The sequence below is a fragment of the Bradyrhizobium ottawaense genome, assembly GCF_002278135.3.
Lineage (GTDB): Bacteria > Pseudomonadota > Alphaproteobacteria > Rhizobiales > Xanthobacteraceae > Bradyrhizobium > Bradyrhizobium ottawaense.
The window spans coordinates 2,736,597-2,757,445 of the sequence record NZ_CP029425.2; the positions used below are offsets into that span (position 1 = coordinate 2,736,597).

Consider the following 20,849-nt stretch of genomic DNA (forward strand, 5'->3'; position numbering starts at 1 on the left):
ACAAGAGCCTGAACGTGACTCTACCGTCGCTCGAAAGCCTCCGGCTCGATGGACTGAATGTCGCCGTGATCGGCGGCACCGGCGGGATCGGTCGGGCATTCAGCCATCAACTCGCAGCCAGGGGCGCGAATGTCCTGGTCGTCGGTCAGACCTTCCGCGACCAGGACATGCCGCGCATCACGTTCATGAAGGCAGATCTGAGCTCGATGCGGGATGCGCGCCGCATCGGCAGCGCGCTGCCCGCCGGCAAGATGGACATCGTTGTCTTCACGACCGGCATCATGGCAGGCCCCAAACGCGAGGTGACGGGCGAAGGCATCGAGCGCGACCTTGCCGTCAGCTATCTGAGCCGCCGCGTCATCCTCAACGAGATTGCTCCGCGACTTGGCAAGGACCGCGCCCGGGCCGACCTGAGGCCCCGCATGTTCGTCATGGGATTTCCGGGGACGGAGCAGAGGGCGAATGTCGACGACCTGAACTCGGAACGAAGCTACAAGCGGTTCGCCGCACATTCGAACACCGTGGCCGGAAACGAAGTGCTCGTCATCGAGGCGGCCAGCCGCTTTCCCGACGTCGACGTGTTCGGCCTCAACCCCGGTTTCGTCAAGACCAACATCCGCGCCAATCTGCTCGGGTCGCGCGCGCTGTTCGCCGTCGTGGAATGGCTGACCAGCTTCATGATGGTCGAGCCGGATGCTTATGCCGAGCGGTTGGTTCCGCTCCTGGTGTCGCGCGATCTCAACGGCCGCAGCGGTGCGATGTTCAATAACAAGGCGGAGGCGATCCTGGCGAGCCCGTCGTCCACGGAGCCGTCCTATGCGGCCGCGCTGATGGGGGCCTCCGACAGACTCGTCAGTCGCGCGATGGAAGGTCGAGCGGGGAAGGGTGCATGACCGGGCTTTCTCTCGAGGCCTGCGCGGACAGACCGCCCGATTGTCCTTTACCGTTTAGAAACCATGGCAAATGATCCGAAAATTTTAACGAAACTGCTCGGCTGTCTGCGCGTCGATTCACTGGAGGGCCCGTCTGATGACAGAGCACCAGTTGAGAGAGCAGGAATGCCAGATCGCGCGTTATCGGCGCTTGGAACGGGAGGTGACGGATCCACTTGCCGCGTGCCTGCTTCACGGCATCGTCGAGGAGCTTGAAGCCGAGCTGCGCAAGGAAAGGCCGGATTGGCACGGGCCGCGTGATTAACGGTTTCTTAGCGCTATCATGCGGATTGTTGTGCGGGAATGCCAGGGAGACTGCTCCCATGTTGAAGGACGGGACATATGCGGCGTGGTACAAGACGCCGCTCGACCAGGGGACCGGGATCGTCCATGTCGCAGACGGACAGATCTGGGGCCGCGACAGCCTGATGACGTATCATGGCTCGTGCCAGGTCGATGGAGATCGCTTCACCGCCACCGTATCAACGAAGCGTCATACCGACGGACGTGCAACGGTCTTCGGCGTGGAAGACGAGCTCACCCTGGATATCGAGGGAAACTGTCCCGGCAAGATCGCGACTTACACCGCGACGGCACAACAAGTGCCGGGAATGATCCTCAAGGGCACGCTCATTCTGACCGAACAGCAGCCGCAGGCAAGTGAGCGAACCGAGCAGTTCCCGGCATTCAATCCCGACAAGCTGCCAAAGCTGCCGAAGCGCCGCTGAAAATTTTGTATCGCGATGCGTGACGTCAGGGGCCAGCTGACCGGCTGCTCCAGCGAGGCGAGGGACATCATTTGTCCTCCGGCCAGCCCCGGGCGAGTATCGCGGCTTGTTGCAGGGTGATGCTTCGGACCAGGGGATCCGCATGACGGTGCACGAGTTGCCAATCCGTGCCATCCTTGCGGTAGACCTCGGTTACGCGCAACGACCAGTCTTGGGCCGGCAATCCGCCCACTTCGGCCCGCTGGTGTTCGATCATTGCGAGAACGACGAGCGCGTCCGATGCATGGGTTTGCAAGACCTCGAGCTCGGTTTCGCCTTCCCTGAAGTATCGCGATAGGTCGGCCAGGCGCTTGGGGCTGGCGTCGAATCCGCGACTGGCAGGCCCGCCGAACGGCTGCATCAACGTGAAATCCGGCGCGATGCGGACGAGCTGGAGCCAGCGATCCATGTCGCCACGCATGAACGCGGCATTTTTCGCGCGAGCGCGTTCGACGAGGTTGGCGATCGCGTCGTTTGCGACGGCCTCATCAGCTGAAAGCTGAACGGACAGCGGAATTGCAGCCGTGGCGGCCATCATCGAGCGCCGCGACATTTTCTCCTGCCGGTCTGGCCAATTGTTCACACCGGGCGCTCTCTTGGTCATTTCACGTCTCCTGATCGAACGACGAATGACCCCATCCATGAGACCTTGATCTTGATGAATCCAGCGATATGATTTCAGCATCATGCTGAACCAAATTGATCTATCCAGGATCGACCTGAATCTCCTCGTGCTCTTCCGTGTGGTTCTGGAAGAACATCATGTCGCGCGTGCTGCAGGCCGGCTGAGCCTGACGCCGTCGGCTGTCAGCCATGCGCTTGGCCGGCTCCGCCTCTTGCTGAACGATCCGCTGTTTCTGCGGACGCCGAAGGGCGTCGTTCCAACGGCGCGGGCCTTGGAGCTCGAGGAGCCCGTGACCGAGATCATCGCGCGCATCGAACAGCTGATCGGCTCGGCTGCACCGTTCGACCCCGCGAAGAGCCGCCGCCGGTTCACGATTGGCGCCCCCGATGCCGTCCTGGTCTCGACATCCGTTCAGCTCCTGCGATCGATCGCGACTGCGGCCCCCCATATCGACCTCGCCCTGATCCACCTGATGCCTGCGCCGCGCGGCGGCGCGATCGGGGAGCCCTGGCACCAAAGCCTCGATATGCTCGAAAGACGCGAGCTCGACGTCGCAATGCTGCCGCTGCCGACGGTATCGCCGCGATTCGAGGCGCGCAGGCTCTACGACGAGGATTTCGTGCTGGCCATGCGCAAGGGACATCCCCTCGCGAAAGCGCCCACCCGTGCTGCATTCTCGCAGTCACAGCATCTGCTGGTGTCTCTCAGTGGTGAAGCGCGCGGTTTCGTCGATCAGATGTTGGCAAAGCGCGGCCTCGAGCGCCGCATCGCCTTGACCGTCCCGAATTTCATGATGGCGCTCGTCCAGCTTTCAGGATCTGATCTGATCGCAGCATTGCCGCGCCGATTGGTGGAGCACCACGCCGGCCGTTTCGGCTTGGTGTTCGTCGAGCTGCCTTTTGCGCGTAAACCGGATGCGATCCGGGCGATCGCAACCAAGGCGGCGATGAGAGACGCCGGCATCGCGTGGCTCATGCAGGTCGTGGTCAGCGCAATCGGAGCAGGTCGGCCCTAAAGCCGCCCCTCTGAAGCCGAAAAATATTCATCCGACGCCGAAAAGTGACGGCATTGTGCCTGCCGCACCGTCTACGTTTGCTGGATCTGGGTCCTCCCGGACGCGCTTCTCAAATGGCCTCGAACTGTTCATTGTGCCGGGCCGAAAACCAAGAGAAGCGGAGCAGCATCAATGTCGGACAAGGTCTCGCGTCGCCGGTTTGCGAAGCTCGCGGGGTTGTCCGCAGCCGGGGTGACAAATCCGCTTGATCTCGCCGAGGCCAGGCCGGCATCGCCGCCGCGCGGCGGCAGCGGTTTTCCGGCGGGCTTCGTCTGGGGCACGGCGACCTCGTCCTATCAGGTCGAGGGTGCGGTCAACGAGGACGGGCGAGGGGCCTCGATCTGGGACAAGTTCGTGCGCATCCCCGGCAAGATCGAGGACGGCACCAATGGTGACCGCGCCAATGAGCATTATCACCGCTACAAGGAGGATATCGCGCTCATCAAGGCGCTCGGCTGCAAGGCCTATCGCTTCTCGGTGGCCTGGCCGCGGCTGTTTCCGGACGGCGACGGCAAGCCCAACCCGAAGGGGCTCGACTTCTACAATCGTCTCGTCGACGAGCTCCTGAAGAACGGCATCGAGCCGTGGCTGACGCTGTATCACTGGGATCTGCCGCAATCGCTGCAGGATCGCTTCGGCGGCTGGCGTTCGACGGAAACCTGCAAGATCTTCGGCGACTACGCCGCCTATGTCGCCGAGCATCTGACTGACCGTGTCAAAAACGTGTTCACGCTGAACGAGAGCGGCCGCTTCGTGTATTTCGGCTACGGCATCGGCATCGACGCGCCGGGCGTGACGCTGCCGCAGGCCGAGGTCAACCAGATCAGGCACAACAGCGCGCTAGCGCACGGGCTCGCGGTGCAGGCGGTGCGCGCCCATGGCCGCCGCGGCACCCGAGTGGGGCCGGCCGAGAACATCGATGCCTGCGCGCCCGCGATCGACACGCCGGAGAACGTCCGTGCCGCGGAGATCGCACTGCGCGAGATGAATGCCGGCTATCTCAACGTCATCATGACGGGCCGCTACACCGACGCCTTCCTGAAATCCGCCGGCCCCAACGCGCCGAAATACACCGATGCGGAGCTGAAGATCATCTCCTCGCCGGTCGATTTCCTCGGCCTCAACATCTACGCGCCGCAGAACTATGTGGTGGCCTCCGACCAGGGCGCGGGCTTCATGCCGCTGCCGATCCCGAAATCGTTCCCGCGCATGAACTCGGACTGGCTGCGCGTCGGGCCGGAGACGCTCTATTGGGTGCCGAAGCTGGCGGCAAAGATCTGGAAGACGGATGCGATCTACATCAGCGAGAACGGCGCCTCCGGCGACGACGTCGTCACGCCGGACGGCAAGATCTACGACACCGACCGCATCATGTACCTGCGCAACTATCTCGCCCAGCTCCAGCGCGCCACCGCCGAGGGCGTGCCGGTCCGCGGCTATTTCCTCTGGAGCCTGATGGACAATTTCGAGTGGGTGTACGGCCTCAACAAGCGCTTCGGGCTGTACCACGTCAATTTCGACACCCAGGTCCGCACGCCGAAACTCAGCGCCAGCTTCTATCGCAACGTGATCGCGAAGAACGCGGCGGGTGCGTAGCTCTTCTTGCTCTCCCCGTTCTCACGGGGCGCGACGAGCTTCGCTCGCGCTGAGAGGGCAGGGGTGAGGGGCTCTATCCGCGAGTCCATCTGCCATCGTCCTTGTTGAAGCTCCCCCTCACCCGAATTTTCCGCTGCGCGTAAAATCCGATCTCTCCCCGCACGCGGGGAGGGGCGAAGGAATGCCGTGCATTGACTCCCATCTCCCCCTGATTGAAAACGCCTCTCAACAACCCACAACAAGAGGACAACGCCAATGACCGATGCACTCATCATCGATGCCTGCCGGACCCCGCGCGGCGTCGGCAAGGCCGGCAAGGGCGCGCTTTCGGGCATTCATCCGCAGCAGCTCGGTGCCACCGTGCTGCGCGCGCTTGCGGATCGCACCGGCATCGACACCGCCGATGTCGATGACATCGTCTGGGGCTGCAGCGCGCAGGTCGCGACCCAAAGCGGCGATCTCGGGCGGATGTCGGCGCTCGATGCCGGCTATGACGTGCGCGCCAGCGCCGTGACGCTGGACCGGTTCTGCGGAAGCGGCATCACCAGCGTCAGCATGGCGGCATCCTCGATCATGGCGGGCGCGGAAGACCTCGTCATCGCCGGCGGTTGCGAGATGATGTCGATGGAAGGACGCCGCGGCGGCGGCCCGATGATGATGGACGGCGGCAATCTGCGCCTGCGCGCGCGGCATCCGCAATCGCATCAGGGCGTCTGCGCGGATGCGATCGCGACGCTCGAAGGCATCACGCGAAGGGACGTCGACGCGCTCGGGCTCGAGAGCCAGAAGCGCGCCGCGCACGCAATCGCGAACGGCCACTTCAAGAAGAGCCTCGTGCCTGTTCACCGCGAGGACGGCAGCCTTGCGCTCGACCACGAGGAATATCCGCGGCCGCAGACGACGATGGAAGGCCTCGGCAGCCTGAAGCCGGCCTTTCCGGCGATTGCCGACTATGCGCTCGACGACAAGGGCACGACCTATCGCGGCCTGATCCTGCAGAAATATCCTGATCTCGAAATCGACTTCATGCACCACGCCGGCAACTCCTCCGGTGTCGTCGACGGCGCCGCCGCGATCCTGCTGGCCTCGCCCGCCTACGCCAGGGCGCACGGCCTCAAAGCCCGCGCCCGTGTCGTCGCGATGGCCAACATGGGGGACTCCCCGACCCTGATGCTGAACGCGCCGGTGCCGGCGACGCGCAAGGTGCTGGCGAAGGCGGGGCTGACCGTCGACGACATCGACCTGTTCGAGATCAACGAGGCGTTCGCGGTGGTGGCGGAAAAATACATCCGCGACCTCAAGCTCGATCGCGCCAAGGTCAACGTCAACGGCGGCTCGATCGCGCTCGGCCATCCCATCGGTGCCACCGGCTCGATCCTGATCGGCACCGTGCTCGACGAGCTCGAACGGCGCGACCTCAAGCGTGGTCTCGTCACCATGTGCGCCGCCGGCGGGATGGCGCCGGCCATCATCATCGAGCGCATCTAGCGCGAGCGAAGCTCGCCGCGCCCCTGTGGCAATAGGGTGAGGGAGCAGGTGAGACGCCACAACGCGACGATCCAGCCTTATTTTCCAGGGCGAAACGCACTCCTCCGCGCACAAAGAGGCACCTCGTCGCTTGTCGAAAGCGGCGAATCAGCTTTAGCAAGGTTGCGTGCGGGCCTTTGAAACAAGGTAAAATCCGCTGCCTGAGGCTTCTCCCGCTCCGGAAGTCGCTAAAAAGCAGGGTTTTTTGCCGCTGAGGGCCAAAAAAGCCCGTAAAACCGCGACAAAACTGTGCAGAAGGCTATAGGCCTTCGCCGGTTGGTCTAATATGCAACCGGCAACGAATCAGAGGAGACACGATGCCAACCCAAATGTCCAAATCGCAGTTGATCGAAAAGATTGCGACCGCCACCGAGCTTTCCAAGCGCGACGTCAAGAACGTCATGGAGACGCTGACCGACGTCGGTCACAAGGAGCTCAAGAAGAACGGCCTGTTCCTGGTGCCGGGCTTCGCCAAGTTCGTGGTCATCAAGAAGCCCGCGACCAAGGCGCGCAAGGGCACCAACCCGTTCACGGGTGAAGAGATGATGTTCAAGGCCAAGCCGGCCCGCAAGATCGTCCGCGCCCGCCCGGTCAAGGCGGCCAAGGACGCCGTGGGCTAACAACGCAAAGGCCCCCTCGGTCGGAGGGGGCCTTTTGATTGGGGCAGCCGCGAGGGCCTGAGACGGAGGGCTCAACCCTTGCGGCGCTTCACCCGGACCGGAATGGGTTGAAGCCGCGGTCTTGAACCTAGTCCTGGCGCCGCCAGCCCATCGCGAACTCGGTCGATCGCGCGATCGAGCAACTGGCGCAGCCGCTGCGTTGTCCGCGAACTCTTCGCTTTCTCCAGCAGTTTCTTCATCGCATTCACTCCGCCGCTTCGACCTTCGCATCGACCGGCTCGAGGGCCGCGGCGATGGCTTCGTCGACGCGCTCCAGCCAGATGAAGTCGAGGTTGTCCCGCGCGCTCTTCGGGATGTCGTCATAGTCCCGCTTGTTGCGCGCCGGCAGCATCACCCGCTTCAGGCCCGCCGCCGCGGCCGCCACCACCTTCTCCTTGATGCCGCCGACCGGCAGCACCAGGCCGCGCAGCGAGATCTCGCCGGTCATCGCGGTGTCGCTGCGCACCGTGCGGTTGGTGAGCAGGGACGTCAGCGCCGTGAACATTGCAACGCCCGCGCTCGGTCCGTCCTTCGGGGTTGCGCCCGCCGGAACGTGAACGTGGATGTCGCTCTTCTCGAACACCGACTGATCGATGCCGAGCTGCGTGGCCTTGCTCTTCACCAGCGTCAGCGCAGCCTGCACGCTCTCGCGCATGACCTCGCCGAGCTGGCCGGTCAGGATCATGCCGCCGCGGCCGGGCACACGGGACGCCTCGATGAACAGGATGTCGCCGCCGACAGGCGTCCAGGCAAGGCCGGTTGCCACGCCCGGAACGCTGGTGCGCTGCGCGATCTCGCCTTCGAAGCGCGGCTGGCCGAGCACGGTGGCGATGTCCTTCGGCGTCACCACCACCTTCGCAGTCGTGCCTTCGGCGACCTGCACCGCGGCATGCCGGAACAGCTTGCCGATCTCGCGCTCGAGGTTACGCACGCCGGCCTCGCGGGTGTAGCCCTTGACCACCAGCTTCAGCGCCTCCGGCTCGATCTCGGCCTGCTCGGCGGTCAAACCGTTGGCCTCGAGCTGCCGCCGCACCAGATAGCGCTTCGCGATCTCCAGCTTCTCCTCTTCGGTGTAGCCGCCAAGGCTGATCAGCTCCATGCGGTCCAGGAGCGGACCCGGGATCTGGTCCAGCATGTTGGCGGTCGCGATGAACACCACGCGCGACAGGTCGAAGGGCACGCCGAGGTAATTGTCCCGGAACGTCCCGTTCTGCTCGGGGTCGAGCACCTCCAGCATGGCCGCTGACGGATCGCCCTGCACGCCACGGCCCATCTTGTCGATCTCGTCCAGCATCATGACGCAGTTGCGGCTGCCAGCCTTCTTGATGCCCTGGATGATGTTGCCGGGCAGCGCGCCGATATAGGTGCGGCGGTGACCGCGGATCTCGGCTTCGTCATGCACGCCGCCAAGGCTGACGCGCACGAAGGGGCGATCCATCGCACGCGCGATGGACTGGCCGAGCGAGGTCTTGCCGACGCCGGGCGGGCCGACGAAGCACAGGATCGGCGCCTTGCCCTGCGGGGCGAGCTTGCGCACCGCCAGATATTCGATGATCCGGCCCTTGATCTTCTCCAGGCCGAAATGATCGGCGTCGAGGATGGCTCGCGCCTCCTTGATGTCGATCGGCTTCTCCGCAGGCAGCGCCCAGGGCAGCTCGATCAGCCAGTCGAGATAGGTACGGACCATGCCGGCTTCGCCGGCGGCCTCCGGCATGCGCTCGTAGCGGCGCAGCTCCTTCCTGGCGTGCGCGTCCGCCTCCGGCGGCATGTTGGCCTTGGTGATGGCAGACGTCAGCTCGGCGACCTCGGCCGCCTTGCCGTCGCCTTCGCCAAGCTGGCGCTGGATGGTCGCCATCTGCTCGCGCAGGATCGCCTCGCGCTGCCGCTCGTCGAAGCTGGCGCGTGTCTTCTGGCCGATCTCATTGCTGATGCGCAGCACCTCCAGCCGCTCGGCCAGATGCTTGGACACCTTCTCGACGCGCAAGGCGAGGTCGATGGTCTCCAGCACCTCCTGCTTGTCCTGCGGCTTGATGTCCATGAACGAGGTCGCCAGATCCGCCAGCGCGCCGGGCGCGGTGGTGCCCTGGAACATCGCGGCGAGCTCGGGCGGCGCCTGCGGCAGCAGCTCGATCGCCTCGATCGCCTGGCGCTGCAGATTCAGCGCGCGCGCCTCGATCTCCGGCGAAGTCGTGGTGGGCTCCGGAATCTGCTGGATGCGCGCAGCCGGGAACGGCGTCCCCGGCAGGAAGTCGAGGATGCGCGCGCGCTGCACGCCCTGGCAGACGATGTGATGGGTGCCGTCGGGCGCGGTGATGTAGCGCACGATGTTGGCGATGGTCGCGACCCGGTAGAGGTCGTCCGGCGTGGGATCATCGACTTCGGGATTGCGCTGCAGGACGATGCCGATCGGCCGCTGCTCGCGCAGCGCCTGCTGCGCCGCCGCGATCGATTTCGGCCGCGCGATCGCGATCGGCCCGATCGCGCCGGGAAACAGCACCATGTCGCGTACGGCGACGATGATCAGCGCGTCTTCGGGGATCTTCACGTCGTTATTGGTCTGTTCGTTGTTCATCTGTTCGGTGGCCATGATCGACCTCAGGATTTGGCGAGGCGCAGCGCGACGCAGCCGTCCATCACGAAGCGGCTGATGGCGTAGCGGCCGAGGGGCAATGCAATGCGGCGCTCAAAACGCCCCTGCGGCAGTTCGAGCCGGTGGATACGGGCGTTGCGAAGCTCCGGCGGAAGCGTGCGCTGGCCGGAGACGACGAGCACGCCGTCATGAATGACCGTCTCGACATTGTCCGGATTGACGCCGGGAAGCGCGACCAGGATCAGCAGCTCATGCTCGGTTTCGAGCACGTCGATCGGCGGCTCCCAGCAGGCTTCCTGGCGGCCGAACTGCTGGCGCAGCCGCTCGGCGCGCGTCAGCTGGTCCAGGGCTTCGGACAGCATCCAGTCGAGGGGATTTTTGGGTTGCATGATGCGGGCTCAGGGGTGGGAAAGCCTGCATATGGGGCTGGTTCCCGGGAAATCCAGTGCGGTGGCGCTGACGTGCCATGCGCCATCGTGCGATCGCAAAAGCAAGCGCCGCGGCTACGGCCCAAAAAGCAAACGCCGCGGCTCTGGCCCAAAAAGCAAACGCCGCGGCTCTGGCCGCGGCGTTTCGTCATCGGCTGGCGCGCGGGTCAGGCCGCGGCGCGGTAATCTTCTTCCGCCTCGAGGTTGATCACCGAGGTGGCCAGCTCGGTCAGCGTATGATCGGTCGCCTCTTCCTCGTCCAGCGTCGCCTGAAGCAGCCTTGCTGCGTCCTGCATGCCGAGCTCCTCGGCCCAGGTGCGCAAGGTGCCATAGCGGGAGATCTCGTAGTGCTCGACCGCCTGCGCGGCGGCGAGCAGTCCCGCATCGAGCGCCGGCGCTCCCTTGAACTCCTTCATGATCTCGGCGCCCTCATCGGTAATGCCGTTGATCGCCTCGCAGGGCTTGCCGCGTGCAGGCTTGCCCAGCATCTTGAAGATCTGGTCCAGACGCTTGACCTGGCCCTGGGTCTCGCGCAGGTGCTTGTTGAAGGCGGCCGCGAGCTCTTTCGAGTTTGCAGCCTTGGCCATTTTGGGCAGGGTCTTGATGATCTTGTTCTCGGCGAAATAGATGTCCTTCAGCGTCTCCAGAAACAGGTCGCTGAGCATCTTCGGCGCCTGACGCGGTCGGCGCGCTGTGGTCTTCTTGGGTGCGCGTTTCTTCGCTCGTTTAGCCATATGTCCTCCTCTTGAGGTGACACGGGAAGGCATCTCCTTCCCCAATCCTCAGCCCATCAAAGCCGTTTGGAGAACGAAAGTTCCAAACTGCAACCGGCGCGCGCGGCGACCGTTCAGGTCGGGCGCTTGTAGGGATCTTCCTGGCGCTGTCGGGCCTCGGTGTTGCGATCGAGCTGCGCCCGCTCGCTGCGCCTGAGGTGGCCGGCCTTCATCACGCCATAGACGAGGACCCCGCCGAGCACGAAGGCCCCGATGAACCAGAGCCAGAGCAGGTTGGCCGAGAGCTGGCCGAGAAGCATTCCGATTCCACTGTCGCTCATTGTCGCCTCCAGTGATTTCCAAAGCGGCTTTGCTGGGCTAAGTCAGCCCGGAAGCCATCGTTCCAGCGTCCAAGGACCACACCGGCACATGCTCGACTTCGCCCTGTCCGCCTTCGTGACGCTGCTGCTGGTTGTCGATCCGGTCGGCCTTGCGCCGGCCTTCCTCGCTGCGACCGCCGGCATGCCCGACAAGGTCAAACGAACCATCGCATTGCGCGCGCCGCTGATCGCAGCCTCGATCCTGATGGTGATCGCGCTGGTCGGAAACTGGCTGCTGCGCCAGCTCGGGATCGGCATCCCCGCCTTCCAGATCGCCGGCGGGCTGCTGCTGTTCGGCGTGTCCTACCAGATGATCTTCGGCGATCGTCCGCATCGCGAGGCCCGCGAGGCCGACAAGGCGACGTTCGAGCACGCCTCCGATGTCGCGGTGTTTCCCCTGGCCATTCCCATGATGTCCGGCCCCGGCGCGATTGCGACCACGTTGCTGCTTTCGGGCGATGCCGGCTATGGGGCGAGGCTCGCGGTGATCATCGCGGTCGTGCTCTCGGTCTGCCTGCTCTGCATGCTGTGCTTCGTCTCGGCTCACCTGATCGCGAAAACCCTCGGCCGCACTGGAAATGCCGTGCTCTCGCGCGTCCTCGGCATGCTGCTCGCCGCCTATTCCGTGCAGTTCGTGATCAACGGGATTGCGGCAGTCAGGACCAGCCTGCCATAGGGCTGCGACAATCTGTGAATTCGTTGATTTTGCCGTCCATTTGGTGATTTGGCAGGAGGGGCGACAAGGTGGCACCGGATCCGGGCCGCTTTCGCTTGCACTGCCATATTGCTTTGACGTACTTCGGGTCTAACAAGCCCATCGTCAGGAAATCGGGATGTCGACGACAGCGGAAGAGCTCGCCAAGAGACAGGCCATCATCGACGCCTGCCGGCGCATGAACGCGCTCGGTATCAACCAGGGCACCTCGGGCAATATCTCTGTCCGGCATGTGGACGGGCTCCTGGTCACGCCGACCAGCGTGCCCTATGAGGCCATGACGCCGGACCAGATCGTCTTCATGGCCATGGACGGCACACATGCGCCCGATCAGAAGCCGTCGAGCGAATGGCGCTTTCATCGCGACATCCTGAAGTCACGGGGTGACGTCAACGCCGTCGTGCACGCCCATCCGACCTATTGCACCATCCTGGCGATCATGGGCATGGAGATTCCGCCGGTGCACTACATGATCGCGGCGGCCGGCGGCGACAGCATCCGCTGCGCGCCCTATGCGACGTTCGGAACCGTGGAGCTGTCCGAACATGCGGTGCGGGCGCTGGAGGGGCGGCTTGCCTGCCTGCTGGACCATCATGGCATGATCGCGATCGGCAAGACGCTGGACAAGGCGATGTGGCTCGCCGTCGAGGTCGAAACGCTGGCGCGGCAATATCACGGCTGCCTCCAGATCGGGAAACCGCCGCTGCTCCCCAGCGAGGAGATCGAACGGGTCCGCCAGCGCATGGCCGGCTACGGCCTGTCGGAAGGTTAGGGCGGGCGGTGTTCGCGCGGATCAGACATCTCACCGATCGCAAGGGATCTAACCGCGTCATGGTTCGGCTGCGCGCGCTGTTGCGCAGCAACGAGTTCTATCTGATCCCGCTGGCGCTGGTGATCGGCACGCTGGCCGGGGCGGTGGTGACGCTGATGGCGCATATCGCGCAGATCGCGCACGTGGTGATCTATGGAATTCCCGTCGATGTCCACTTGTCGGCCCACGCGAGCGTCAGCCCGTGGGCGGCACTGATCGCGCCGGCGCTGGGTGGGCTTTCGCTTGGCATCATGGAGTGGTCGCGGCGTCGGATGAAGATTTCGAACGCGGTCGACCCGATCGAGGCGAACGCGCTGCGCGGCGGCAATCTGTCGATGCGGGACAGCGTCATCGTGTCGAGCCAGACGCTGATCTCCAACGGCTGCGGCGCCTCGGTCGGCCTCGAGGCCGGCTATACCCAGATCGGCTCGGGGATCGCCTCGCTGTTCGGCAAGTTCTTCAATCTGCGCCGCAACGATCTGCGCCTGATGGTCGGCTGCGGCGCTGCGGCTGCGATCGCGGCGGCATTCGGCGCGCCGATCACCGGTGCCTTCTACGCCTGTGAGTTGATCGTCGGCGTCTATTCGGTCGGCAGCGCGGCCCCGATCCTGGCAGCCTCGCTCGCCGGCGCGCTCACCGCGCAATGGCTCGGCGGCGCGCCATACTCGCTGGAGATACCCAAGGTCAGCGCCGTCGGCGTCGAGCAATATCTGGCCCTGATCGGGCTTGCGCTCATCACCAGCGGCGTCGGCATCGCCGTGATGCGCTCCTCGCCGATGTTCGAGCGCCTGTTCGCCTGGCTGCCGATCTGGCTCCGGCCGGTGATCGGCGGCCTCATCGTCGGCGGCTTCGCCATCGTGACGCCGCAGGTGCTGGCGGCCGGCCATGGCGCCATGGTGCTCGATCTCTTTCACGACATGACGATCGGCCTGATCGCGCTGATCATCGCCCTAAAGGTGACAGCCTGCCTGGTCTCGCTCGCCTCGGGCTTCCGCGGCGGTCTGTTCTTCGCCTCGCTGTTCGTCGGCAGCCTGATCGGAAAGTTCTTTGCCGCGGTGCTGCTCTTGATCAGCCCGAACTTCGCCATCGATCCATTGGTTGCGATGCTGACGGGCATGGCGACGCTCGGTGTCGCCATCGTCGGCGGCCCCCTGACCATGTCGTTCCTGGTGCTCGAGATGACCCGCAATGTCGACGTCACCGCCGTGGTGCTCGCCGGCTGCATCGTCACCTCGATCTGCGTTCGCTTCATGTTCGGCCACTCCTTCTCGACCTGGCGCCTGCATCTGCGCGGCGAGACCATCCGCAGCGCCAATGACGTCGGCTGGCTGCGCAATCTCACCGTCGAGCGGCTCATGCGCTCCGACGTCGGCAAGGTGCCCTCGACCACGACGATCGCCGCCGTCCGCCGCGAGTTCGCGCTGGGATCGCGGCCCGGTATCGTCATCGTCAACAATTCCGACGAATATGTAGGCTTGGTCCTGCTGCCGGACCTGTTCTCCAGCGACCTCGACACCATCGCCGACGACATTCAGGTGATCGAGCTCGCCCGCCTGATCGACATTGTGCTGATCCCGGAAATGAACGTGAAGTCGGCGATGGCGGTGTTCGACGAGGCCGAAGCCGAGATGCTGGCGGTGGTGGATTCCACCGACAGCCGCAAGGTGGTCGGCTTCCTCACCGAAAACTTCGCCCGCCGCCGCTATGTCGAGGAGATCGACAAGGCGACGAGGGGTGTGCTGGGCGCGCTGTCGTAGGCGCCTTCTATCGACCGGGTTGAGGCGGGGCCGCGACCAGGAGCGTCACGATCCGCCGCACCATCGGCAGCACCACCAGCAGCGTCGGAAAGGCGACTAGCCAGGACAGCGCCCAGGCGCCCGGCCAGGTCGCAAGGAACGCCGGCGTCGCCCCCAAGCTCCGGAGCGTCGAAATGACCGACACCACGGCCGTCATGAGGATGGACAGCACGAACGGCATCACGATCGGCGCATAGCGCGCCGGCAGTTTGCGAACCACAATCATCTGATTTCTCTTGGAAAAGGACGCGTCGGTCACGTTGAACCCTGCAAATGGCATCGATCCCGACGGCGTCGGTTGATGCGTTGGTTCACGTGAAACGCTTACGGCGACCGGAAAACGGCGCGGCTGTTCATTATCCGCTCAGGTTCGATGGTTCAAGCTGCGAGTTGGTCGTTCGGTTTACAATCGTTCAAAGCGTGGCAGATTGCCGCGAACATGAAACCATCTCAACGGTTTGCGCATTGAATCCGGTTTGCAGATCCCTACGTTTGGCAAGAGCATCGGCAGGATTATAGGAAGGTCAAAATGACGGTGAGACCCATGATTTCCGCAGCCGGCCGCAACATAGTGCTGGCCGCGTTCGCAAGCCTGGCATTGGTCGCAACCTCCGCATCGCCCTCGGCTGCGGCGTCCCCCGGGGCGGTGTCAGCGAAGCCCGTCACGGCAGGGCAGGGCTCCTCCGACGTCACCGATTTCAGCGCAGCCCGGCGTCGCCACTATTATCGGCGCGGGTCGAACGCCGCAGGCCTCGCCTTCATGGGCGCCGCGGCGGGTATCATCGGCGGGGTGATCGCCGAGCAGCGGCGCCGCGACTACTACGAGAACCGCTATTATTATGGGTCGCGTCCCTACTATGGCGGTCAGGGCTATTATGGCGGTCAGGGTTATTACGGCGGCGGCAGTCCGTTCTATTACGATCCGGGCTACTGAGCGGCTGTTTTCAACGCGGCCCGGAATGGGTTGCGCGAAAAGGGTGGCGCTTTGCGCCGCCCTTTTTTTGATGCGTCGGTATCCTTGTAGCCCGGTGGAGCGAAAGCGTAATCCGGGGCCGCTCGCCCGGCGTCTCGCACCGTCCCGGATTGCGCGGAGCCTGTCATCGGGCGGCGCTTCGCGCCGACCCGTTGGCGCCATCCGCACTACGGGACCGCGCCTGTGTCGCCCTCTGTCAATCCTCGTCGCCGAAAATATTCCACTTTACCGAAATTCGGTTTCGGCGTATGTGTTGCCCATCCCGGCTCACCAAGAGGGGCGATCATGTGTCGTCACGCATCGCGAGCCGGGCTTGCGGTGGACGCGGCAGCGTCGGCACGAGAGGCGCGGGCAGGGCGGGTAGTCCCTGTGAGTCCGAGGCTTCGTGCAGACGAGCGGCGCTGCTAGGCTTCGTCTCGTCTGTAAGTTTCCGGCTTCGTCGACGGGGCCCGGGAAAACTGCGGCGAAATGGCGGGCCGCGCGTACGGCAAAACCGTGTGGTCCTGGCCGTCGTTGCTACGGTCAAGTCCTGCGAAGGTGCGAGCGAGCCCAACCGGGCGGACGGCATCATCCAATTCGCGGGGTGAGGGAGGCCAGAAGGAATGGTCGGCTCCCGGGAGATCACGGCATAAGCCGTCCAACCATCGCGCAGGGAAGGCCGAGTGATCGGCGCCACCTGTATGCTGCTGTGCGGTTCTTTCTGCGTGTGCTTTTCGCGCAGCGGACCGCGGGTGCGAGCTGGCACCCGGCCTTCCCTGCGCCCTCTTGGATTAGAGGGTGGAGAGTTGAAGCAAAGCTCGGGCGAAATGCGCCGCGAGGCCGAAGAGGCGTGTCTGCGAGCTGAGCTACGTGCCACAAGCTCGATCTCGTAGCAACCATTAAAGCACGCCCGATTTCCGCGAGCATGACGCCGTGCTTGCGGCCGTCAAGGCGTGGCCTGGCGGCAGTCGACGTGAGGTGAGACGAGCGCGACGGCCATCCTTGACGGCCGCGGCGCGCGGCGTCGTCTTGACGGCAGGTCGGGACGAAGAAACGGTCGCCTGATCGAACAAAGAAACGAGATCAGGTGACGGACACACTCGCGGTTCTGGGCGGTTCGGCGACCCACGGTGTTCCGCGGGCGACGACGGCGTTGATGATGACGATCAGCTTCCTGGCACAGGCGACCAGCGCGCGCTTGTGGCCCTTGCCGGCGGCGATCAGCCGGCTGTACAGGGCCATGAGCTGCGGATTCCAGCGGAAGGATGCCGGAAGAGCTGCGGTGTAGAGCGCCTGACGCAAGCGCTGGCGTCCGCCGTCAATCCTGCGGGCGCCGACATGCTTGCCGCTGTCGTCATCGTACGGCGCAAGCCCGGTGAGGGCTGCGGCTTGCTCGCGGGTGATCTGACCGATCTCGGGCATCCTGATCAAGATGGCAACCGCGGTCGGCAAGCCGCTGCCGCCAACGCTGTAGATCAGATCGAGCCGTGCGGCGAGATCGCGATGCTTGCGGATCGCTGCCACCAGGGCCTTGAACTCGGCTCGTCTGTGCTTGGCCAACAGAGCGATCTGCTCCTTCCAGAACTTCTGGATACGTTCGTCAGGGCAGCTCTCCAGCCGATTCTTGAGCTTTGCGATGTCCTCCTTGATCTGGTCGATCATCGTCAGATGCACGGCAAAAGGCTGCAGCCGGGGGTCTGGAGCGGGATGGATCTTCTTGACCGCGGCGGTGCAGGCCGCAATCAATGCGGCATCCATTTTGTCGTTCTTGGCCCGTTGCAAATGGAACGTGGCATAGGCGCGGACCTGGATCGGCTGAAACACGATGACGACAAACCGCTGGCGTCGCAGTTCGGCGACCGCCGCCTGCTCGTAACCACCGCTTGCCTCGATCCCAACCCGCTTGACCTTGTGGCGCTTCAGCCACTCCACCAGCTCCTGGTGGCCTTCCGCCGTGTTCTTGACCTGCAGCTCCTCCGAACTGCCATCGAGCGCCACGTCGAGCTTATCTTTGCTGGTATCGATTCCAGCACAGATCGTGTTACGTTTGGCCATCTTCCTCGACCCTCCCTTGTGATGCGAACCTGAAGTTCGTTCAACCATGCGGGTCCCGATGAAGTGCCGACCGCGATCTTGCTACAAAACGCAGCCCTCAAGGCTTCGGTGGGCATCGATCCGATCGATCGGCGGCCCAGCTCGGGCGGCCACCCGGGCTGGGCCATTCCTCACGGAACCAGGCCATTCTAATCCGGCGCGCTAATACAAGGGTGGGCAAAGCGCAGCGTGCCCACGCAGAGCCGGGGCACATCCATCCGCATCGCGCCCTATCGCCTTCTGGGTCCCGGCTCTGCGAAGCAGCGCTTCGCGCTGCATCGCGTCCGGGACACGAGAGGGAAGCGATGGAGCTTGCCCCGTCTTTGCGCGCCGGCAGTCCCTTGCGAAGTCGCCCGGCCCAGCCCGGCTAAATATTCGGCAATCGCGCCCTCCGGTGCCGATGGACTTGCCCGCGGCAATCCAGTTCAATGGGCCAATCGAGCTTTCAGGCGACAACGATGTCGAGATATCTGCTGGTCCTGCTGCTGTTGGCGTCACCGGCGGCCGCGCAAGTCAAGTTGGCGCCGAAGACCGCGGCCGGACATCCCGATCCCTGTGTCCCGATCGGGCGTACCGCCGACGGCAAGCTGGTCTACTCCATGACATGCGAGATCCTGCCGGCACCGCCCCCGCCGCCGCGGGCGGAACTGAAGGAAGCCCCTCCGCCGGCCGCCGAGCCGGAACCGGAGACGCGGCGGAGCGGCATTTTCGGCTGGTCCTACGACCGCAGGTGACGCGTCCGCGCCCCTTGCGCGAAACTGTCGGGAGTGCTCTTTGCTTGAAAATTATCCGTGGGGCCACCGGCCCCGATCCAGAGAGATGAGATGAGCAAACTCGTTATCCGTGCCGGCGACTTCACCTTCGATGCCCGCTTCGAGGAGCAGCTGGCACCCAAGACCGTCGCCGCCTTCCGCAAGGCATTGCCGTTCGAAAGCCACATCATCCATGTGCGCTGGAGCGGCGAGGGCGTGTGGATGCCGCTCGGCGATCTCGATTTCGGCGTCGGCTACGAGAACCACACCAGCTATCCCGCGCCGGGCCAGATCATCCTCTATCCCGGCGGCATCAGCGAGACCGAGATCCTGCTGGCCTATGGCGGCGTTCACTTCGCCAGCAAGATGGGCCAGCTCGCCGGCAACCACTTCATCACGCTGACCTCGGGCCTGGAGAATCTGGCGACGCTGGGCAAGAGCGTGCTGTGGAAGGGCGCGCTGCCGATCCGCTTCGAGGAAGTCTGAGTGGCTGACACACGCTACCCGCGCGATCTCCGCGGTTACGGCCGCAACCCGCCGCACCCCGAGTGGCCCGGCAACGCGCGGGTCGCGGTGCAGTTCGTCGTCAATTTCGAAGAAGGCGGCGAAAACAACATCCTGCACGGCGATCGCGCCTCGGAAGCGTTCCTGTCCGACGTGCTCGGCGCGCAGCCCTGGCCGGGCCAGCGCCACGCCAATATCGAATCGATGTTCGAATATGGCTCGCGGGCCGGCTTCTGGCGGCTGTGGCGGATGTTCACCGCGCGCAACTGGCCGACCACCGTGTTCGGCGTCGCCACCGCGCTGAAGCGCAACCCCGAGATCGTCGCCGCCATGAAGGAGGCGGGCTGGGATATCGCCAGCCACAGCCTGAAATGGATCGAGCACAAGGACATGACCGAGGCACAGGAGCGCGCCGAGATCGCGGAAGCGATCCGCGTCCACACTGAGGCCACCGGATCGCGGCCGCTCGGCTGGTACACCGGGCGCTCCTCGATCAACACCAACCGTCTGCTGATGGAGGAGGGCGGCTTCCTCTATCTCTGCGACTCCTATGCCGACGATCTGCCCTATTGGGTCAAGAGCGCGGGCGGCAAGCAGCTCGTCATTCCCTATACGCTAGACGCCAACGACATGCGCTTCATCAACCCGCAAGGCTTTGCCGAGGGCGAGCAGTTCTTCACCTATCTGAAGGACGCCTTCGACGTGCTCTATGCGGAAGGCGAAACTGCGCCGAAGATGATGTCGGTTGGCCTTCATTGCCGCCTCGCAGGCCGGCCCGGACGCGCTGCGGGGCTGATGCGCTTCCTCGATTATATCGGCAAGCACGAACGCGTCTGGGTGCCGACGCGATTGCAGATCGCCCAGCACTGGCACGACAAGCATGCGCATCTCGCGGCCACTGCGTTCGAGATCGGTTGAGGACGATGTCGCAGATATCGCTGTCCGACCTCAATGCCGCAAGCAAGGCCGACTTCGTCGCGGCGCTCGCCAATGTCGTCGAATATTCGCCGTGGATCGCCGAGCAGCTCGCCGACAAGCGACCGTTTGCCGGCATCAATCAGTTGCACACGGCGCTGATGGCGGCGATCCAGAGCGCCGAGCCCGACGTGCAATTGGCGTTGATCCGGGCGCATCCGGATCTCGCCAGCAAGACCCAGCGCGCGGCGGGGCTGACAGTGGAATCGACCGACGAGCAGAACAGCGCCGGCCTCGATAGGTTGTCGGATGCCGAATACGCGGCGTTCGAGCGCGTCAACAGCGCCTATCGGGACAAGTTCGGCTTCCCCTATATCGTCTGCGTGCGCCGCCACACCCGGGATTCCGTGCTGCGCGACTTCGAGACGCGGTTACGCAATATCGCCAAGACCGAGACGCGGCGCGCGATCGAGGAGATCGGCCGGATCTCCGCGCTGCGGCTGGATCAGCTCGTCATGGCCGACGACAGGCTGAAGGTGCACGGCCGGCTCTCGACCCATGTGCTGGACAACCACGCCGGCAAGCCCGCGTCCGGCATCCCGGTCGAGCTCGTGGAGCTCGCAAGCCTCGGCGAGAGCCGTGTGATCGCGCGCGCGGTGACCAATGCGGACGGTCGCACCGATCAGCCGTTGATCGGCGGTCGCCCGCTGCCGATCGGCCGCTATGAGCTCAAATTCAGCGTTGCCAGATACTACGCCGAGCGCAACGTACCGCTGTCGGATCCGCCGTTCCTCGACGAGATCCCGCTGCGCTTCGCCGTCAGCGAGCCAGAGGGGCACTATCACGTGCCGCTGTTGGTCACGCCATGGAGCTATTCGACCTATCGCGGCAGCTAAATGCAAGGCGCGCTCTTCACCTCGCCCCGCTTGCGGGGAGAGGTCGAATTCGATCGTAGATCGAATTCGGGTGAGGGGGACTCTCGACGCGTCCAACTGTCACCGTCCTTGCGGAGACTTCCCCTCACCCCAACCCTCTCCCC

General features: G+C 64.4%; 23 protein-coding genes and 1 pseudogene. 16 read left to right on the forward strand and 8 right to left on the reverse strand.

The features are described 5' to 3' along the window. Positions 1–14: 14 nt before the first annotated feature. The 3 genes from CIT37_RS12935 to CIT37_RS12945 all read left to right on the forward strand — a co-directional run bounded on the left by CIT37_RS12935 (position 15) and on the right by CIT37_RS12945 (position 1,660). Positions 15–893, forward strand: a complete 879-nt coding sequence (locus CIT37_RS12935) for an SDR family NAD(P)-dependent oxidoreductase (protein WP_244611232.1) — start codon at positions 15–17, stop codon at positions 891–893. Positions 894–1,029: 136 nt separating this feature from the next. Beyond that, complete coding sequence (locus CIT37_RS12940) at positions 1,030–1,197, forward strand: hypothetical protein (protein WP_162832255.1); 168 nt, start codon at positions 1,030–1,032, stop codon at positions 1,195–1,197. 58 nt (positions 1,198–1,255) lie between these two features. Next, on the forward strand, positions 1,256–1,660 hold the full coding sequence (locus CIT37_RS12945) for a hypothetical protein (protein ID WP_028142675.1): 405 nt from the start codon (positions 1,256–1,258) through the stop codon (positions 1,658–1,660). Positions 1,661–1,727: 67 nt separating this feature from the next. On the opposite strand, the gene CIT37_RS12950 is transcribed toward CIT37_RS12945, so the two are convergent. Then, positions 1,728–2,303: a YybH family protein gene (locus tag CIT37_RS12950; RefSeq protein ID WP_028142674.1), complete on the reverse strand. Its 576-nt coding sequence runs from the start codon at positions 2,301–2,303 to the stop codon at positions 1,728–1,730. 82 nt (positions 2,304–2,385) lie between these two features. On the opposite strand from CIT37_RS12950, the pseudogene CIT37_RS12955 reads away from it, so the two are divergent. The 5 genes and pseudogenes from CIT37_RS12955 to CIT37_RS12975 all read left to right on the forward strand — a co-directional run. Further along, positions 2,386–2,535 (forward strand): annotated as a pseudogene (locus CIT37_RS12955) (LysR family transcriptional regulator); the annotation flags it as partial. 78 nt (positions 2,536–2,613) lie between these two features. Beyond that, a complete protein-coding gene (locus tag CIT37_RS12960) occupies positions 2,614–3,339 on the forward strand; it encodes a LysR substrate-binding domain-containing protein (protein WP_312017534.1) in 726 nt (241 codons plus the stop codon). A gap of 171 nt (positions 3,340–3,510) precedes the next feature. Continuing rightward, a complete protein-coding gene (locus CIT37_RS12965) occupies positions 3,511–4,974 on the forward strand; it encodes a GH1 family beta-glucosidase (protein ID WP_161966388.1) in 1,464 nt (487 codons plus the stop codon). A gap of 255 nt (positions 4,975–5,229) precedes the next feature. Further along, entirely contained in the window at positions 5,230–6,462 is a 1,233-nt protein-coding gene (locus CIT37_RS12970) for an acetyl-CoA C-acetyltransferase (protein WP_028142671.1), read from the forward strand. Between the two features lie 356 nt (positions 6,463–6,818). Beyond that, positions 6,819–7,121 carry an HU family DNA-binding protein gene (locus tag CIT37_RS12975; RefSeq protein WP_018320691.1) on the forward strand — a complete coding sequence of 101 codons (303 nt, stop codon included), beginning with the start codon at positions 6,819–6,821 and terminating at the stop codon, positions 7,119–7,121. A 71-nt stretch (positions 7,122–7,192) separates the two neighbouring features. Here CIT37_RS12975 and CIT37_RS12980 read toward each other — a convergent pair whose 3' ends face one another. From CIT37_RS12980 to CIT37_RS13000, 5 genes are all read right to left on the reverse strand, one after another. Beyond that, on the reverse strand, positions 7,193–7,360 hold the full coding sequence (locus CIT37_RS12980; RefSeq protein ID WP_162832254.1) for a hypothetical protein: 168 nt from the start codon (positions 7,358–7,360) through the stop codon (positions 7,193–7,195). Positions 7,361–7,365: 5 nt separating this feature from the next. Continuing rightward, the gene (gene lon / locus CIT37_RS12985; protein WP_095427032.1) at positions 7,366–9,747 is read right to left on the reverse strand and encodes an endopeptidase La; all 2,382 of its coding nucleotides are present in this window, start codon (positions 9,745–9,747) and stop codon (positions 7,366–7,368) included. 8 nt (positions 9,748–9,755) lie between these two features. Next, complete coding sequence (locus CIT37_RS12990; RefSeq protein ID WP_028142669.1) at positions 9,756–10,139, reverse strand: Hsp20/alpha crystallin family protein; 384 nt, start codon at positions 10,137–10,139, stop codon at positions 9,756–9,758. 206 nt (positions 10,140–10,345) lie between these two features. After that, a complete protein-coding gene (locus CIT37_RS12995; RefSeq protein ID WP_028142668.1) occupies positions 10,346–10,912 on the reverse strand; it encodes a YciE/YciF ferroxidase family protein in 567 nt (188 codons plus the stop codon). A gap of 113 nt (positions 10,913–11,025) precedes the next feature. Then, positions 11,026–11,232, reverse strand: coding sequence for a hypothetical protein (locus CIT37_RS13000; RefSeq protein ID WP_018320686.1), 207 nt, complete (start codon positions 11,230–11,232; stop codon positions 11,026–11,028). A gap of 88 nt (positions 11,233–11,320) precedes the next feature. Between CIT37_RS13000 and CIT37_RS13005 the strand changes: the two genes are divergently transcribed. From CIT37_RS13005 to CIT37_RS13015, 3 genes are all read left to right on the forward strand, one after another. Continuing rightward, positions 11,321–11,947: a MarC family protein gene (locus CIT37_RS13005; RefSeq protein WP_095427033.1), complete on the forward strand. Its 627-nt coding sequence runs from the start codon at positions 11,321–11,323 to the stop codon at positions 11,945–11,947. A 157-nt stretch (positions 11,948–12,104) separates the two neighbouring features. After that, a complete protein-coding gene (locus CIT37_RS13010; RefSeq protein WP_028142666.1) occupies positions 12,105–12,758 on the forward strand; it encodes an L-fuculose-phosphate aldolase in 654 nt (217 codons plus the stop codon). An 8-nt stretch (positions 12,759–12,766) separates the two neighbouring features. Beyond that, positions 12,767–14,554, forward strand: a complete 1,788-nt coding sequence (locus tag CIT37_RS13015; RefSeq protein WP_028142665.1) for a chloride channel protein — start codon at positions 12,767–12,769, stop codon at positions 14,552–14,554. Between the two features lie 7 nt (positions 14,555–14,561). Here CIT37_RS13015 and CIT37_RS13020 read toward each other — a convergent pair whose 3' ends face one another. Next, positions 14,562–14,819 carry a DUF2798 domain-containing protein gene (locus CIT37_RS13020; protein WP_026202400.1) on the reverse strand — a complete coding sequence of 86 codons (258 nt, stop codon included), beginning with the start codon at positions 14,817–14,819 and terminating at the stop codon, positions 14,562–14,564. A 303-nt stretch (positions 14,820–15,122) separates the two neighbouring features. Between CIT37_RS13020 and CIT37_RS13025 the strand changes: the two genes are divergently transcribed. After that, positions 15,123–15,527, forward strand: coding sequence for a hypothetical protein (locus tag CIT37_RS13025; protein WP_095427034.1), 405 nt, complete (start codon positions 15,123–15,125; stop codon positions 15,525–15,527). Between the two features lie 1,101 nt (positions 15,528–16,628). On the opposite strand, the gene CIT37_RS13030 is transcribed toward CIT37_RS13025, so the two are convergent. Continuing rightward, complete coding sequence (locus tag CIT37_RS13030; RefSeq protein ID WP_049801720.1) at positions 16,629–17,600, reverse strand: IS110 family RNA-guided transposase; 972 nt, start codon at positions 17,598–17,600, stop codon at positions 16,629–16,631. A gap of 497 nt (positions 17,601–18,097) precedes the next feature. On the opposite strand from CIT37_RS13030, the gene CIT37_RS13035 reads away from it, so the two are divergent. From CIT37_RS13035 to uraD, 4 genes are all read left to right on the forward strand, one after another. Further along, positions 18,098–18,373: a hypothetical protein gene (locus CIT37_RS13035; RefSeq protein WP_028142663.1), complete on the forward strand. Its 276-nt coding sequence runs from the start codon at positions 18,098–18,100 to the stop codon at positions 18,371–18,373. Between the two features lie 90 nt (positions 18,374–18,463). Beyond that, entirely contained in the window at positions 18,464–18,877 is a 414-nt protein-coding gene (locus CIT37_RS13040) for a DUF3830 family protein (protein WP_014493672.1), read from the forward strand. Next, on the forward strand, positions 18,878–19,813 hold the full coding sequence (gene puuE / locus CIT37_RS13045) for an allantoinase PuuE (RefSeq protein WP_028142662.1): 936 nt from the start codon (positions 18,878–18,880) through the stop codon (positions 19,811–19,813). It begins immediately after the preceding gene. Between the two features lie 5 nt (positions 19,814–19,818). Then, positions 19,819–20,706: a 2-oxo-4-hydroxy-4-carboxy-5-ureidoimidazoline decarboxylase gene (gene uraD / locus CIT37_RS13050; protein WP_095425731.1), complete on the forward strand. Its 888-nt coding sequence runs from the start codon at positions 19,819–19,821 to the stop codon at positions 20,704–20,706. The last annotated feature ends 143 nt before the right edge of the window (positions 20,707–20,849 follow it).

What these genes read in the sequence shown, in the direction of transcription:
- CIT37_RS12940 (WP_162832255.1), top strand. Translation starts at nt 1,030, where the DNA reads ATGACAGAGCACCAGTTGAGAGAGCAGGAATGCCAGATCGCGCGTTAT.
- CIT37_RS12965 (WP_161966388.1), top strand. Translation starts at nt 3,511, where the DNA reads ATGTCGGACAAGGTCTCGCGTCGCCGGTTTGCGAAGCTCGCGGGGTTG.
- CIT37_RS13040 (WP_014493672.1), top strand. Translation starts at nt 18,464, where the DNA reads ATGAGCAAACTCGTTATCCGTGCCGGCGACTTCACCTTCGATGCCCGC.
- CIT37_RS12970 (WP_028142671.1), top strand. Translation starts at nt 5,230, where the DNA reads ATGACCGATGCACTCATCATCGATGCCTGCCGGACCCCGCGCGGCGTC.
- CIT37_RS13005 (WP_095427033.1), top strand. Translation starts at nt 11,321, where the DNA reads ATGCTCGACTTCGCCCTGTCCGCCTTCGTGACGCTGCTGCTGGTTGTC.
- CIT37_RS12975 (WP_018320691.1), top strand. Translation starts at nt 6,819, where the DNA reads ATGCCAACCCAAATGTCCAAATCGCAGTTGATCGAAAAGATTGCGACC.
- CIT37_RS12995 (WP_028142668.1), bottom strand. Translation starts at nt 10,912, where the DNA reads ATGGCTAAACGAGCGAAGAAACGCGCACCCAAGAAGACCACAGCGCGC.
- CIT37_RS13025 (WP_095427034.1), top strand. Translation starts at nt 15,123, where the DNA reads ATGACGGTGAGACCCATGATTTCCGCAGCCGGCCGCAACATAGTGCTG.
- CIT37_RS12950 (WP_028142674.1), bottom strand. Translation starts at nt 2,303, where the DNA reads ATGACCAAGAGAGCGCCCGGTGTGAACAATTGGCCAGACCGGCAGGAG.
- CIT37_RS13000 (WP_018320686.1), bottom strand. Translation starts at nt 11,232, where the DNA reads ATGAGCGACAGTGGAATCGGAATGCTTCTCGGCCAGCTCTCGGCCAAC.
- CIT37_RS12990 (WP_028142669.1), bottom strand. Translation starts at nt 10,139, where the DNA reads ATGCAACCCAAAAATCCCCTCGACTGGATGCTGTCCGAAGCCCTGGAC.
- CIT37_RS13020 (WP_026202400.1), bottom strand. Translation starts at nt 14,819, where the DNA reads ATGATTGTGGTTCGCAAACTGCCGGCGCGCTATGCGCCGATCGTGATG.
- CIT37_RS12980 (WP_162832254.1), bottom strand. Translation starts at nt 7,360, where the DNA reads ATGAAGAAACTGCTGGAGAAAGCGAAGAGTTCGCGGACAACGCAGCGG.
- CIT37_RS13030 (WP_049801720.1), bottom strand. Translation starts at nt 17,600, where the DNA reads ATGGCCAAACGTAACACGATCTGTGCTGGAATCGATACCAGCAAAGAT.
- CIT37_RS12945 (WP_028142675.1), top strand. Translation starts at nt 1,256, where the DNA reads ATGTTGAAGGACGGGACATATGCGGCGTGGTACAAGACGCCGCTCGAC.
- uraD (WP_095425731.1), top strand. Translation starts at nt 19,819, where the DNA reads ATGTCGCAGATATCGCTGTCCGACCTCAATGCCGCAAGCAAGGCCGAC.
- CIT37_RS13010 (WP_028142666.1), top strand. Translation starts at nt 12,105, where the DNA reads ATGTCGACGACAGCGGAAGAGCTCGCCAAGAGACAGGCCATCATCGAC.
- CIT37_RS13035 (WP_028142663.1), top strand. Translation starts at nt 18,098, where the DNA reads ATGTCGAGATATCTGCTGGTCCTGCTGCTGTTGGCGTCACCGGCGGCC.
- lon (WP_095427032.1), bottom strand. Translation starts at nt 9,747, where the DNA reads ATGGCCACCGAACAGATGAACAACGAACAGACCAATAACGACGTGAAG.